The 13,210-nt window shown below is 66.2% G+C and carries 12 protein-coding genes; 8 read left to right on the forward strand and 4 right to left on the reverse strand.

Going from position 1 to position 13,210, the window contains the following annotated elements:
- Positions 1-98 precede the first annotated feature (98 nt).
- Positions 99-476, reverse strand: a complete 378-nt coding sequence (locus FHR73_RS16685) for a hypothetical protein (RefSeq protein ID WP_183632784.1) — start codon at positions 474-476, stop codon at positions 99-101.
- 270 nt (positions 477-746) lie between these two features.
- Here FHR73_RS16685 and FHR73_RS16690 point away from each other — a divergent pair, with 270 nt between their 5' ends.
- From FHR73_RS16690 to copD, 8 genes are all read left to right on the forward strand, one after another.
- Entirely contained in the window at positions 747-1,544 is a 798-nt protein-coding gene (locus tag FHR73_RS16690) for an outer membrane protein OmpK (RefSeq protein ID WP_183632785.1), read from the forward strand.
- Positions 1,545-1,612: 68 nt separating this feature from the next.
- Positions 1,613-2,989, forward strand: coding sequence for a uracil-xanthine permease family protein (locus FHR73_RS16695; RefSeq protein WP_183632786.1), 1,377 nt, complete (start codon positions 1,613-1,615; stop codon positions 2,987-2,989).
- Between the two features lie 70 nt (positions 2,990-3,059).
- The gene (locus tag FHR73_RS16700) at positions 3,060-3,716 is read left to right on the forward strand and encodes a TetR/AcrR family transcriptional regulator (protein WP_183632787.1); all 657 of its coding nucleotides are present in this window, start codon (positions 3,060-3,062) and stop codon (positions 3,714-3,716) included.
- Positions 3,713-4,297: a YigZ family protein gene (locus tag FHR73_RS16705; RefSeq protein ID WP_183632788.1), complete on the forward strand. Its 585-nt coding sequence runs from the start codon at positions 3,713-3,715 to the stop codon at positions 4,295-4,297. Before FHR73_RS16700 ends, FHR73_RS16705 begins: the two co-directional genes overlap by 4 nt.
- 195 nt (positions 4,298-4,492) lie before the next feature.
- The gene (locus tag FHR73_RS16710) at positions 4,493-5,704 is read left to right on the forward strand and encodes an ammonium transporter (protein ID WP_183632789.1); all 1,212 of its coding nucleotides are present in this window, start codon (positions 4,493-4,495) and stop codon (positions 5,702-5,704) included.
- A gap of 211 nt (positions 5,705-5,915) precedes the next feature.
- A complete protein-coding gene (locus FHR73_RS16715; RefSeq protein ID WP_183632791.1) occupies positions 5,916-7,706 on the forward strand; it encodes a SulP family inorganic anion transporter in 1,791 nt (596 codons plus the stop codon).
- 33 nt (positions 7,707-7,739) lie between these two features.
- Positions 7,740-8,111: a copper homeostasis periplasmic binding protein CopC gene (copC, locus tag FHR73_RS16720; protein ID WP_183632793.1), complete on the forward strand. Its 372-nt coding sequence runs from the start codon at positions 7,740-7,742 to the stop codon at positions 8,109-8,111.
- A 2-nt stretch (positions 8,112-8,113) separates the two neighbouring features.
- Positions 8,114-9,010, forward strand: coding sequence for a copper homeostasis membrane protein CopD (gene copD / locus FHR73_RS16725; protein ID WP_183632795.1), 897 nt, complete (start codon positions 8,114-8,116; stop codon positions 9,008-9,010).
- 33 nt (positions 9,011-9,043) lie between these two features.
- Here copD and FHR73_RS16730 read toward each other — a convergent pair whose 3' ends face one another.
- The 3 genes from FHR73_RS16730 to glgX all read right to left on the reverse strand — a co-directional run bounded on the left by FHR73_RS16730 (position 9,044) and on the right by glgX (position 13,089).
- Complete coding sequence (locus FHR73_RS16730) at positions 9,044-9,649, reverse strand: hypothetical protein (protein ID WP_183632797.1); 606 nt, start codon at positions 9,647-9,649, stop codon at positions 9,044-9,046.
- Between the two features lie 168 nt (positions 9,650-9,817).
- Positions 9,818-10,828 (reverse strand): class 1 fructose-bisphosphatase, encoded by a 1,011-nt coding sequence (locus tag FHR73_RS16735; protein ID WP_133862513.1) that lies wholly within the window; start codon positions 10,826-10,828, stop codon positions 9,818-9,820.
- Positions 10,829-10,992: 164 nt separating this feature from the next.
- Positions 10,993-13,089, reverse strand: coding sequence for a glycogen debranching protein GlgX (gene glgX, locus FHR73_RS16740; protein ID WP_183632799.1), 2,097 nt, complete (start codon positions 13,087-13,089; stop codon positions 10,993-10,995).
- Positions 13,090-13,210: the final 121 nt, after the last annotated feature.

The following is a 13,210-nucleotide window of genomic DNA, read 5'->3' on the forward strand; positions in this document are numbered from 1 at the left end:
TAAGTGCTTGATTTTCAAGCCCCTTCAGCATCTGCGCCGGAAGTGGGGCGCATTATAGGGGAGTTTCAGGACAGGTCAACAGGTTATTTCAAGAATCTTCAATAAAGCGGAATGGGCGCCAGGCGATAACCCGCCTCGGTCGCGATGATCCGGTACTGCTTGATCTCGCCAGGGGTCAACAGAATGGACTGGGAGACGCTGCTCGCCATGGGCGCTGCGCAACCACCCGGACCGGAAGAGGTAAGGCTCACGGCGATTTCGCCAGGCGGCAGATTAAAGGAAGCACTCTGGCCCGCCATGAGGGTACCGGCCAGTCGCCCCTGTATCACCAGACCTATGTCGCATCCCGATCCGGAATAGGCATCGCCTCGGGTGATCATGAGGATGCCCGGCTGACCCGTCCCGCCCTGGGGAACCTGAGCCGATGCGAAAGAGCTGCAGAGCAAGGCCGTCAGTACACCGATAAGCAACTTCATGACTATCTCCTGCGGGGTCGCCAAGCACCTTAGCACTGCGCAGCCCCCTGTGCGCTGTTTCGCAGCAGGGCCGCTGCAGGCGCCGCTTCAGGGCACGAAAACTGAGCAAGTGGTCAGGTTTGGTGCCACGCCAAGCATCCGAAAATTTCCATAATCCTTATACAAGGCTTTGAAAAATAACTATTTTCGCCCGCCCACCGGAGCTTGGCGTCGATCTTGCTGAGCACGGCGGACGCTGCACATAACGAGAAAGCACTTCCAGGAGCCTACATGCGCAAGACCCTAACTACCGCGCTGCTGACCACCAGCCTGCTCGCAGCCGGTGTCGCCAACGCCGCAGACAGTCCACTGCTGTGGCATGGCGAAAGCCTCACCTATCTATATGGCAAGGATTTCCGGGTCGATCCCCGTATCCAGCAGACCGTCACCTTCGAGCATGCCAGCAGCTGGACGTGGGGCGATCTCTTCCTCTTCGTCGACAGCATCTGGTTCAACGGCGCGACCAATGCCAGCGATGGCCACCAGGGCTTCTATGGCGAGCTCAGTCCACGACTGTCCTTTGGCAAGCTGTCCGGCCGGGATCTTTCCTTTGGCCCGGTCACCGATGTGCTGCTCGCCACTACCCTGGAATACGACCAGAACGATGGCGAGGGCGCCGGCCGTGATCAGCGCAACTATCTGGTCGGTCCGGGTTTCGACCTCAAGGTGCCGGGCTTCGACTACTTCCAGCTGAACCTCTATTACCGCAAGCCGGATGGCGGCAGTGCGCCCTCGGGTGCCTGGCAGCTCACGCCGGTATGGGCCTACACCCTGCCCCTGGGCAATTCGGATCTGCTCATCGATGGCTACATGGACTGGGTGATGAACAACAAGGGCAGCTACCACGCCAACCTGCACTTCAATCCACAGGTCAAGTACGACCTGGGCAAGGCCATGGGTTACGAGGCCAAGCACCTTTATGTGGGTACCGAGTACGACTACTGGTCGGACAAGTACGGCATCAAGGACAGCGAGGGATTCCGTACCGACCAGAGCGTTTTCAGCTTCCTGGTGAAGTATCAGTTCTAGTCAGGCCAGACCCACTTGCGGCGCTGTAGCCACCTTCCGGCCAGCCGCGCCACTGCGAGGTAATCATCATGCCCAGTCCCGTCCGCGATGATCTGCTCTATGGCCTGGACGATCGCCCGGCCCCGCTCGCGGCCTTTTGCGCTGCCCTGCAGCACGTCCTGGCGAGCTTCGTGGGGATCGTCACCCCACCGCTGATCATCGCCGGGGCCCTGGGTCTGCACGAGCACCTGCCCTATCTGATCAGCATGGGGCTGATGGTGTCGGGCGTCGGCACCTTTCTGCAGGCTCGCGGTGCCGGTGGGCTGGGGGCGGGCATGATCTGCCTGCAGGGCACCAGCTTCTCCTTTCTGTCCGCGGTGCTGGCAGCCGGGATGCTGGTCAAGCAACGCGGCGGGACACCGGAGGACATCCTGGCGATGATCTTTGGCGTCTGCTTCTTTGGCGCCTTCGTCCAGATCGGCCTGAGTCGTTGCCTGGGCCTGCTGCGCCGGGTGATCACGCCCCTGGTGACCGGTATCGTCATCACCCTGATCGGCATCAGCCTGATCAGGGTGGGCATCACCGATCTCGGCGGGGGCGCCAAGGCCGCCAACTTCGGCGCGCCGATCAACCTGGCCCTTGGCGGCCTGGTCCTGGTGGTCATCATCGGCCTGAACCTGTCGCGGCGACCCTGGTTGCGGCTGTCGGCGGTGATGATCGGATTGCTGGTGGGCTCCCTGGTCGCCTGGAGCTGTGGTCTGCTGAAACCCCAGGCATTGCCGGATCTGCCCCTGGTCAGCGTCCCCCTCCCCTTTCGTTTCGGTTTCGCCTTCGACTGGTCGGCCTTCCTACCGGTCGCGCTGATCTATCTGATCAGCACTCTGGAGACCACCGGCGACCTGACCGCCAATTGCCTGATCTCGCGGCAACCCATCGAAGGCCCCGGCTATCTGCGGCGGTTGCGGGGCGGGGTCCTGGGTGACGGCGTCGCCTGCCTGCTCGCGGCCACCTTCAACACCTTTCCCAGCACCACCTTCGCGCAGAACAACGGGGTGATCCAGCTGACCGGCGTGGCCAGCCGCCATGTCGGCTACTGGATAGGCGCCATCCTGCTGGTGCTGGGTCTGTTCCCCATCCTGGGCGCCGTCCTGCAGCAGATTCCCAAGCCGGTGCTGGGCGGTGCGACCCTGGTGCTGTTCGGCAGTGTCGCCGCGGCTGGAATACGGTTGCTGGCGCAGTGCACGCTGGATCGTCGCAGCCTGCTGATCATCGCCACGTCTCTTGGCGTGGGCCTGGGTATCGCCAGCCAGCCGACCCTGCTGGATCAGCTGCCACCACTGGTGAAGAGTCTCTTCGACACCGCGATCACCAGCGGCGGCATCACCGCCATCCTGCTCAACCTGCTGCTGCCCGAAGAGCGCAGTGCAGCGCTGACGGAATGCAGCTCGCCGGCGCCGCACCCATAAAAGAGCCCTTGTGTCCGGGACCGGGGGTACGCTATTGATGCCTGCCGCGCCTTTGGATCCTGTAGTTGTCATGACCCTTCTCGTACCCGCCCATCACGCCGGCCAGGACAAGCCGGCCGGACGCATCCGGCAGAAGAATGAGGAGCTGATCCTGAGCGCGGCGGAGGAAGAATTCGCCCGCCACGGCTTCAAGGGCACCAGCATGAACACCATCGCCCAGCGCGTCGGGTTGCCCAAGGCCAATCTCCACTACTACTTCAACAACAAGCTCGGTCTCTATATGGCCGTGCTGGGCAACATCCTCGAACTCTGGGACAGCACCTTCAACCACCTGACCGTGGATGATGATCCGGCCGAGGCCCTCAGCCGCTACATCCGCGCCAAGCTGGAATTCTCGCGGCGCCAGCCGCTGGCCTCGCGGATCTTCGCCATGGAGATCATCGGCGGCGGTCACTGCCTGTACGAGTATTTCGATCAGGACTACCAGACCTGGTTTCGCAGCCGGGCAGCGGTGTTCGAGGCCTGGATCGCAGCCGGCAAGATGGATCCGGTGGATCCGGTGCACCTGATCTTCCTGCTGTGGAGCAGTACCCAGCACTATGCCGACTTCGCCAGCCAGATCTGCCAGGTGACGGGACGCAACCGCCTGACCCGGCAGGACTTCGACGAAGCGGCGCGGACCCTGACCCATGTCATCCTCAAGGGACTGGGTCTCCAGGCGCCATGACCTTCACCCTGATCCGGGATGCCGCCTGCGAAGAAGAGGTGCGCAAGAGTCGTTTCCTGGCCCTCGCCGCGCCCGTCACCACCGTGGAAGCGGCCATGGCCTTCATCGAGCGCGTGAGCATACCGACCGCGACCCACAACTGCTGGGCGTGGAAGCTTGGCAATCAATACCGCTTCAATGACGACGGCGAGCCCGGCGGCACCGCGGGCCGGCCCATCCTCGCCGCCATCGAGGGCCAGGATTGCGACCAGGTGGTGGTGGTGGTCATCCGCTGGTACGGCGGCATCAAGCTGGGTACCGGCGGCCTGGTACGCGCCTATGGCGGTTGCGCCGCCCGCTGTCTGCAACAGGCGGACCGGCAGCCGCTGGTGGTGCGGCAGGACTGTGGCTTCGCCTGTACCTATGCGGAGTGGCCGCTGATCAAGGCGCGCCTGGCAGTCCTGGCGGTGGTGGTGCTCGAAGAGGACTACCAGGCGCTGGAGATCGCCCTGCGGATCGCGGTGGAACCGCAGCGTCGCGACGAGGTGGCGACCCTGCTGACCAATCTGAGCAGCGGTCGGATCGTTCTGCGCTCGCTTTAGCGGCACGACCTTTGCCGTCTGGTGGTGCACGCCGTTCCGATTCGCACCGCCCTGGCGCATCCCTGCGTCAATTCCCCGTTGCGCTCTGTCTGGCGGCAAAGCTGAACCTGCCGAGAGCTGCGATGCGCCCCAAAAACGCGCAATAAGCAGCCGCCAGGCATGTTTTTGGTGCAACTCTTAGCGACGACTGCCCTGATGAACGAATTGCCTTCTGCCGTGGCGACCCTGGTCCACAGTGCCAATACCCTGTTCCTGCTGCTGGGCGCCGTGATGGTGCTGGCCATGCACGCCGGTTTCGCCTTTCTCGAAGCCGGCACCGTGCGGCACAAGAACCAGGTGAATGCCCTGTCCAAGATCCTCGCCGACTTCGCCATTTCCACCCTGGTGTATTTCTTCGTCGGCTACTGGATCGCCTATGGCGTGACCTTCTTCGCGCCCGCCCAGGTGCTGACCGCCGACAGCGGCTACGGGCTGGTGAAGTTCTTCTTCCTGGCCACCTTCGCCGCGGCCATTCCCGCGATCATCTCCGGCGGCATCGCCGAGCGGGCGCGCTTCGTGCCGCAGCTGTGCGCCACCGCGCTGATCGTGGCCTTCGTCTATCCGTGCTTCGAAGGCCTGATGTGGAACAACAACCTGGGGCTGCAGGACAGCTTCGAAGCGCTGTTCGGCGCGCGCTTCCACGATTTCGCCGGCTCGGTGGTGGTGCACGCGGTGGGTGGCTGGCTGGCCCTGGCGGCGGTGCTGCTGCTGGGGCCGCGTCAGGGTCGCTATCGCGAAGGCCGGCTGGTGGCCTTTCCGCCGTCGAACATTCCCTTCCTGGCGCTGGGCTCCTGGATCCTGATCGTCGGCTGGTTCGGCTTCAACGTGATGAGCGCCCAGAGCCTGGCGGGTGTCAGCGGGCTGGTGGCGCTGAATTCGTTGATGGCCATGGTCGGCGGGACGGCGGCTGCCCTGCTGCTCGGGCGCAACGACCCCGGCTTCCTGCACAACGGCCCCCTGGCGGGGCTGGTCGCCGTCTGCGCCGGTTCCGACCTGATGCATCCCATCGCCGCCCTGGCCACGGGCCTGGTGGCGGGCGCCCTGTTCGTCTGGGCCTTTACCGCGGTGCAGACGCGCTGGAAGCTGGATGACGTCCTGGGCGTCTGGCCACTGCATGGCCTGTGCGGCGCCTGGGGTGGCATCGCCTGCGGTCTGTTCGGCCAGACGGCGCTGGGTGGCCTGGGCGGGGTTAGTCTGCTGGCGCAACTGGCGGGCACGGGACTGGGTATCGCCATCGCCCTGATCGGCGGGCTGGCCGTATACGGGTTGCTCAAGGCCGTGCTGGGCTTGCGGCTGAGTCAGGAGGAGGAATACCAGGGCGCCGATCTGTCGATCCATCGCATCGCCGCCAACAGCCACGATGGCTAGTGGCCCAGGTTACCCACAGGTAGCGTGTACAGTGATGTGGATAACCCGTGCATGAAGTCACGAGAACGCCACAGAGACCGGTCTGGCGGCGACTGGTGAAGAAATGAGCACGTCGCGGGTGTCGTGGGAGCAACCGTGGATGGCGGGCATCCGGTAGCCGGCCGGCAACCGGAATCGGTAGAGTGGGCGATCCTTTTTCCAGGAGCGCTCCATGCCTGCCCTTTCGACCCTGCTGCCCTGGCTCCGCGAGGTGGACCGCACCACCCTGAAGGCGGATCTGGGGGCGGGTCTGCTGGGCGCTGTCCTGGCGCTGCCCCAGGGCGTGGCCTTCGCCACCCTGGCCGGACTGCCTCCGCAATATGGCGTCTATGGCGCCGTGGTGCCCTGCATCGTCGCCGCGCTGGCGGGTTCCAGTCGCCATGTGGTGACCGGTCCGACCAACGCCAACTCCCTGGCCCTGCTGGCGGCGCTGTCGCCGCTGGCGCTGGCGGGCTCAGGCCCCTACATCGATCTGGCCCTGGCGGTGACCCTGCTGGTCGGTCTGCTGCAACTGACCGTGGGCGCCCTGCGCCTGGGCGCCGTGGCCAACTTCATCTCGCCTTCGGTGCTGCTCGGCTTCATGAGCGGTGCGGCCGTGCTGATCGGGCTCTATTCGCTCAAGGACCTGTTCGGGTTGTCGCCGCCACTGGGCACCTCGGCCTTCGGCGTCCTCGGCTATGTCCTCGCCCATCCGCTGGCGATCCACTGGCCCTCGCTGGTCATCGGCGTGGTGACGCTGGTCGCCACCCTGCTGCTGCGCCGGCTGCGCCCGCGCTGGCCGACCATGCTGCTGGGCCTGCTGGCCGGTTGCCTGAGCGCCTGGATCCTGGAGCGCAGCGTACCGGGCGCGGCTCAGGGGATCGCCACGGTCGGCCGGATCCCCTCGGCGCTGCCGCCTTTCCATCTGCCCGACGTCACCCTGCAGGATCTGGGCAATCTCTCCGGGATCGCCGTGGCCCTGACGCTGGTGGCCCTGGGACAGTCGCTGTCGATCGCCAAGGCGGTGGCCCAGCGTTCCGGACAGCGACTGGACGTCAATCGCGAATTCCGTGGCCAAGGGCTGGCCAATCTGGTCGGCGGCTGCTTTTCGGCCTATGTCTCCTGCGGCTCGCTGAATCGCTCCATGCCCAATTTCGAAGCCGGGGCCCGCACCCCGCTGGCGGCGGTGTTCGCCGCCCTGCTGGTGGTGGCGCTGGTGGCCTTTGGCGGCGCCCTGATCGCGGCCATTCCGCTGGCCGCCATCGCCGCCACCCTGCTGCTGGTGGCGCGCGGCCTGCTGGACCTGGGGCGCTGGCGCGAGGTGCTGAGGGTCAGTCGCACCGAGGCGCTGGTGGCCGGGGTGACCTTGCTGGCGACCCTGACCATTCCCCTGGACCGCGCCGTGCTGCTGGGCACCCTGGTATCCCTGGTGGCCTACCTCTATCGCACCTCGCACCCGGCGATCCGCCCGCTGGTACCGGATCCGCGAACGCCCGAGCGCCGTTTCACGCCGCTGGACGAACTGGGCCAGCCGGCGCAGGAGTGTCCGCAACTCAAGCTGGTACGGGTGGAAGGCTCGGTGTTCTTTGGCGCCGTACCCCATGTCGGCGATCAGCTGGATGGCTTTCGCAGTGCCCAGCCCGGGCAGAAGCATGCCCTGTTCATGACCAAGAGCATGAACTTCATCGACCTGGCGGGTAATGACCTGTGGCGGCGGGAATGGCGCGAGCGCCGGGCCCAGGGTGGCGATCTCTATTTCCACCGCCCGCGCACACCGGTGCTGCAGCTGTTCGCCAAGACCGGGTTTCTCAAGGAGCTGGGCGACGGCCACGTCTTCTCGTCCAAGGACCAGGCCCTGCGCAGCATTTATCCGCGGCTGGATCCGGAGGTCTGCCGCAGCTGCACCGCACGGACCTTCGTCGAATGCGCGGCGCGCGCGGCGGAGCAGGCGCCGGGCGCGGACGCCGCCCGGACGGACTGCTAAGCTGGCGGTTTCCTTCTGCCGCCGGAGATCCCCATGACCGCTGCCCTGCGTCTCGCTCGCCGCCTCGCCCTGACCGCTCTGCTGTTGCCGGGCCTGGCCCTGGCCCACGGCCATCTCAAGAGCGCCGAGCCCGCGCCGGACAGCACCAGCCCGGCACCGAAGCAGCTGAGCCTGAGCTTTTCCGAAGGGGTCGAGGCGTCTCTCAGTCAGGTACAGCTGCAGCGGCTGGATGGCCAGGCCAGCACGGCGATCACCACCGGCAAGGTGATTTCCGGTCGCGACGAGCGCACCCTGGAGGTGCCGCTGGAGGCGCCGCTGGAAGCGGGTCGCTACCAGGTCAAATGGCGGGTGCTGGCCAAGGACGGACACAAGACCCAGGGCGATTATCGCTTCACCGTCCAGTAAGGATGGACGGCGGACTGGCGACGCCCGATGCCTGGCGCCCCCTCGCCCGCGCCCTCTTCCTGCTGCCACTGCTGCTGACCTGGGGCTATCTGGCGCTGGCGCTCTGGCTGGGTCGCCCCGCTTTGCGCGGCTGGCTGCTGGATCGGGCGCGCCCTGCGGCCCGCCTGCTGGGGGCCCTGCTGCTGCTCGGGGTGCTGAGTCAGTTGCCGCTGCAAGCCGCGCTGGTGGGCGATGGCTGGACGGATGCCTTCAACCTGCCACTGTGGCAGCTCTATCTGGCCACCGCGGCCGGCCATGGCTGGCGCTGGCAATTGCCAGTGGGCCTGTTGCTGGCGCTGTGGCTGCTGGTGGGACCGGGGATTCGCGGCAGTCGGTGGCTGTGGGGATTCAGCGGTCTGCTGCTGGCCAGTCTGGCCCTGGGTGGCCATGCCGCCGCGACGGCGGGCGGGCTTGGCCTGGCGCACCAGCTGAACCAGGCCCTGCATCTGCTCACCACGGGGCTCTGGCTGGGCAGTCTGCCCGGGGTGCTGCTGTGCCTAGGGCGGCCACCGGCCCGGCTCAGGGGGGAGGTCCAGCGGCTGCTGCGGGGTTACTCGCTACCGGGGCAGATCAGCGTGGCGCTGGCCTTGCTCAGCGGTGCGCTGAACAGTCTGCTGATCCTCGGACCGGCCGGCCTGCTGCGGCTGACGCCCTACTCCGCTCTGCTGCTGGCCAAGGTACTGGTGGTGGCGACCATGGTCGTCCTGGCGCTGGCCAATCGTTATCTGCTGGTACCGCGACTGAGCCAGGGACCTCAGGCATGGCAGCTGCTACGCCGGGCCACGGCCATGGAGATCGCCTTGGGGATGGTCGCCGTGGCGCTGGTGGCGGCCTTCTCGGGTCTGGATCCCTTCAGCTGAAAGCCGGGGCGCCCACGGTCGCCCCGGCCCGCCTCAGAAATAGACGTTCATGCCCAGGTAGATTTCCTTGGTGCTGTCGAGCTCGGTCGAGCCGAGCTTGGTGCCGTCTTCGTCGATATCGGGCTTGGCGTTGCTCCGCAGGTAGCGATAGCCGGCTTCCAGGGAGGTGCGGTCGTTGACCTGCTGCAGGATGCCCGCCTGGACGCCGGCCAGGTAGCCGGTATCACCGTTGTGGCTGTAGCTGGAGCCATCCTGGGTGACCCGCGTCAGACCCAAAGTGCCACCGCCGAACAGCTTGGTGCTGTTGCTCAGCGGGTAGAAGGCATCGTAGCTGCCGGTGAGATCCTGCTGCCGGAGCTTGATGCCATCGCTGCTGCCGCTGACCTGGTCGAGGGTCGCGTAGTAGCGCCCGGCGTCGTTCTGCTGGCCGAGGCGCAGACCCCAGGTGTTGTTGCCGTCGATGGCGCCGTCAGTGTCGGGGCTATTCAGGTTGCGGTCGAGGGCGTGGCTGTTGTCGAAGTTGTCGTAGCTCTTGCCATAGGTGAGGCCGGCGAAGTTCTGGGTATCGGCGGCGAAAACCGAGTGGCTGGCCAGGGCCAGCAGGCCGAAGAGGACGACACGGGATTTCAGGGCGTTCATGTTGATGACTCCTCACGCAATTCGAATACAGCCCGACCGGCTGCGCGGCCATCTTCGGCGGACGCGGATTAGCGCAGGATTAAGGAGACTGAATCGGAACTGAACGGCGAGAGAGGTGGAGAGCGAAGCGACCAGACCGCCCATTGCAGGCGGTCCGGCAGGGAAGGATCAACGCTGACGATGGTACTCGGTCACGCGCTGGACTTCTTCCTTGGAGCCCAGGAACACCGCCACCCGCTGGTGCAAGCCGTCGGGCTGGACATCGAGGATGCGCTGGTGACCGTTGGTGGCCGCGCCACCGGCCTGCTCCACCAGCAGGGCCATGGGATTGGCCTCGTACATCAGGCGCAGTTTGCCGGGCTTTTCCGGTTCGCGGGCGTCGCGCGGGTACATGAAGAGGCCGCCGCGGGTAAGGATGCGATGGACATCGGCCACCATGGAGGCGATCCAGCGCATGTTGTAGTTCTTGCCCAGGGGACCTTCCTTGCCCGCCAGCAGCTCGTCCACGTAGCGCTTGACCGGGGCTTCCCAGTGGCGTTGGTTGGACATGTTGATGGCGAATTCGGCGGTGGTCTCGGGAATGGTGATGTCTTCGTGGGTCAGCACGAAGCTGCCTAGTTCGCGATCCAGGGTGAAGCCCTTGACGCCGTCGCCCAGGGTCAGCACCAGCATGGTCTGGGGACCGTAGATGGCGTAGCCGGCGGCCACCTGCTCGGTACCCTTCTGCATGAAGGCTTCTTCGGTCACGTCACCGGTGGTGCTGCTGACGAAGTCCTTGCGCAGGATGGAAAAGATGGTGCCGACGGAGACATTGACGTCGATGTTGGACGAGCCGTCCAGGGGATCGAACATCAGCAGGTAGGCGCCCTTGGGATAGTGACCGGGGATCTGATGGACCTGGTCCATTTCCTCCGAGGCCATGCCGGCCAGGGTACCGCCCCACTCGTTGGCTTCCAGCAGAATCTCGTTGGACAGCACGTCCAGCTTCTTCTGCACCTCGCCCTGGACGTTCTCGGTGCCCATGCTGCCGAGCACGCCACCCAGCGCCCCCTTGGACACCTCGTAGCTGATGCGCTTGCACGCCCGTGCCACGACTTCGATGAGGAAGCGCAGGTCGGCCGGGGTTTTGTGGCTGCGGGTCTGCTCGATGAGGTAACGACTGAGGGATATCCGGGACATCGCGGTGCTCCTTGTAATGATGGGCGCGAGTGTAGCGCCAAAGCTCAAGCTCCGTCTCAAGCAGAGCGGACCGTCAGGCCAGGTCTGCCAGCCAGTGCCGATTCCGGGCTCTATCGCCAGGGCGAGGAGGCGCCGGGCAGCGGCGGCCGACAGGGAACGCGTGCCTAGCGCGCGTTCGGGGTCTCCACGGCCAGCAGTACGCCTCGGCCAACACGGAGATTTTCGGCGCTGGGATAGACTGCCGAGTCGGGTTCCAGTTCAGGCTGACGGCTGTCCAGCTGTATCACCCAGTGATGTCCGTCACGTGACGAGGGCAGTCGCAGGTCGATTTCCTCCCGGCGCGGCTGGAAGGCCAGCCAGATCCGTGCGGCCTGGGGCTGCTCCTCGCCATCGAGGGGCTCCAGGGTGAGGGCGAGCGGCAGGCTGGCCCCGGCCTGCCAGCGGCCGTCATCCATGGGCGCACCGTCGGCATCGAGCCATTCGATCCGGACCCAGCCACAGGGATCGGGTCGTCCCAGCAGCCGCTGTGCCTGCAAGGCCGGTAGCTCCTTGCGCAGCGCCATGAGGCGGCCGACAAAGGCAGTCTGCAGCCTTCCGGCGGGGCTGGCGGCCTGCTGCCAGTCCAGCCAGGATAGCTCGTTGTCCTGCACATAGGCATTGTTGTTGCCCTGCTGGGTACGGCCGAATTCGTCGCCGGCGGTGAGCATGGGTTCGCCCCCGGCGAGGATCAGGGTCGCCAGCAGGGCGCGCTGGTCGGCGGCGCGGGCCGCCAGGACGGCCGGATCGTCGCTCGGGCCTTCGACGCCGTTGTTCCAGCTCTTGTTGTCGGTGGTGCCGTCGCGATTGCCTTCGCCATTGGCCTCGTTGTGCTTTTCGGCATAGCTGACCAGGTCGGCCAGGGTGAAGCCATCGTGGGCGGTGATGAAGTTGACGCTGGTGCGCAAGGTGCGATCGCCCGCGGCGAAGAGATCGGCGCTGCCGGCCAGACGGGTCGCCAGGGCGCCTCTCAGGCCTTCGTCGCCGCGCCAGAAGCGGCGCACGTCGTCGCGGAAGGCGTCGTTCCATTCCTGCCAGGGTGCGCGAAAGGCGCCGACCTGATGACCGCCGGGGCCGATGTCCCAGGGTTCGGCCACCAGCCGCACCTCACGCAGTACCGGATCCTGGGCGAGGGCCTGCAACAGCGGTGCATCGCGGTCGAAGCCGCTTTCCAGACGACCGAGCGCGGGCGCCAGGTCGAAGCGGAAGCCATCGACGCCGGCGGCGGTGACCCAGTGGCGGAGGCTGTCCAGGGTCAGGCGCAGTGCCGGCGGGCTGTAGAGCGCCAGGCAGTTGCCGCAACCCATGTCGTTGATATAGCACGCCGGATCATCCGGCTGCAGGCGGTAGTAGCCGGCATTGTCCAGGCCGCGCAGATTGAAGGTGGGGCCGAGTTCGTCGCCTTCGCCGGTGTGGTTGAAGACCACGTCGAGCAACACCTCGAAGCCGGCGGCCTGCAGGGTGGTCACCGTCTCGCGCAATTCGCTTAGGGCCTCGTGCCCCGCCAGCCGCGGATCGACGGCGGCCATGAGCACCGGGTTGTAGCCCCAGTAGTTGGCCAGGCCCAGGGCCGGCAGATGACGATCATCGGCCCAGGCGGCGATGGGCAGCAGCTCAAGGGTGGTGACGCCGAGGCGCTGCCAGTGTTCGATCAGGGCCGGATGCCGCAGCGCCGCCAGGGTGCCGCGCTGGCGGGCGGTCACCTCCGGATGCAGCCGGGTCTGGCCGCGCACGTGCAGCTCGTAGATCAGTCCGGCGCCGCGGCGCTTGGGCCCTGGCGTCAGGCTGTCGACCGGCGGCAGGACGATGGCCTTGGGGACATGGGCGCCACTGTCGCGCGCGTCCGGACGATCGGGATCATCGGGATGAAAGCCATAGGTGCTGGGGTACAGGTGGAAGGGCCGGTCCACCGCCAGGGCCCAGGGGTCCACCAGCAGTTTGTTGGCATTGAATCTGAGGCCGTCCCGGGGACGATAGGCACCCTGGGCGCGCAGGCCGTATTTCAGACCCGCCTTGGCACCGGCCAGGAAGCCATGCCAGACGCCGCCTTCGTGCTCGCGAAAGGCCAGCCGCTGGGTCTCGACCTCGCCCTGGGCGTCATAGAGGCAGAGTTCGACCGCTTCGGCGGCCGGCGACCAGACGGCGAAGTTGATGCCGCCCTCGACGAGGGTGGCGCCGTAGTGGGCGGGATTGCCCGCTTCGAGGCGGGTAGAGATGCGGGGCATGGGGACTCCGGTGACAGGCTTGCGGGGCGGATGCTGCAAGAATGTAGACGTCGTGGAAGGCGGGGGTTCTCAATCGGGGGATGGCTGATCGTGGCCCTAGCCGGCCACCGTAGGCTGGGTT

The sequence above is a fragment of the Pseudomonas sp. AS2.8 genome (genome assembly GCF_014190935.1).
Taxonomy (GTDB): Bacteria; Pseudomonadota; Gammaproteobacteria; order Pseudomonadales; family Pseudomonadaceae; genus Chryseomonas.

Bases quoted from the DNA above. Each gene is read 5' to 3' on its own strand.
- FHR73_RS16685 (WP_183632784.1), bottom strand. From the start codon at position 476: ATGAAGTTGCTTATCGGTGTACTGACGGCCTTGCTCTGCAGCTCTTTC.
- FHR73_RS16690 (WP_183632785.1), top strand. From the start codon at position 747: ATGCGCAAGACCCTAACTACCGCGCTGCTGACCACCAGCCTGCTCGCA.
- FHR73_RS16695 (WP_183632786.1), top strand. From the start codon at position 1,613: ATGCCCAGTCCCGTCCGCGATGATCTGCTCTATGGCCTGGACGATCGC.
- FHR73_RS16700 (WP_183632787.1), top strand. From the start codon at position 3,060: ATGACCCTTCTCGTACCCGCCCATCACGCCGGCCAGGACAAGCCGGCC.
- FHR73_RS16705 (WP_183632788.1), top strand. From the start codon at position 3,713: ATGACCTTCACCCTGATCCGGGATGCCGCCTGCGAAGAAGAGGTGCGC.
- FHR73_RS16710 (WP_183632789.1), top strand. From the start codon at position 4,493: ATGAACGAATTGCCTTCTGCCGTGGCGACCCTGGTCCACAGTGCCAAT.
- FHR73_RS16715 (WP_183632791.1), top strand. From the start codon at position 5,916: ATGCCTGCCCTTTCGACCCTGCTGCCCTGGCTCCGCGAGGTGGACCGC.
- copC (WP_183632793.1), top strand. From the start codon at position 7,740: ATGACCGCTGCCCTGCGTCTCGCTCGCCGCCTCGCCCTGACCGCTCTG.
- copD (WP_183632795.1), top strand. From the start codon at position 8,114: ATGGACGGCGGACTGGCGACGCCCGATGCCTGGCGCCCCCTCGCCCGC.
- FHR73_RS16730 (WP_183632797.1), bottom strand. From the start codon at position 9,649: ATGAACGCCCTGAAATCCCGTGTCGTCCTCTTCGGCCTGCTGGCCCTG.
- FHR73_RS16735 (WP_133862513.1), bottom strand. From the start codon at position 10,828: ATGTCCCGGATATCCCTCAGTCGTTACCTCATCGAGCAGACCCGCAGC.
- glgX (WP_183632799.1), bottom strand. From the start codon at position 13,089: ATGCCCCGCATCTCTACCCGCCTCGAAGCGGGCAATCCCGCCCACTAC.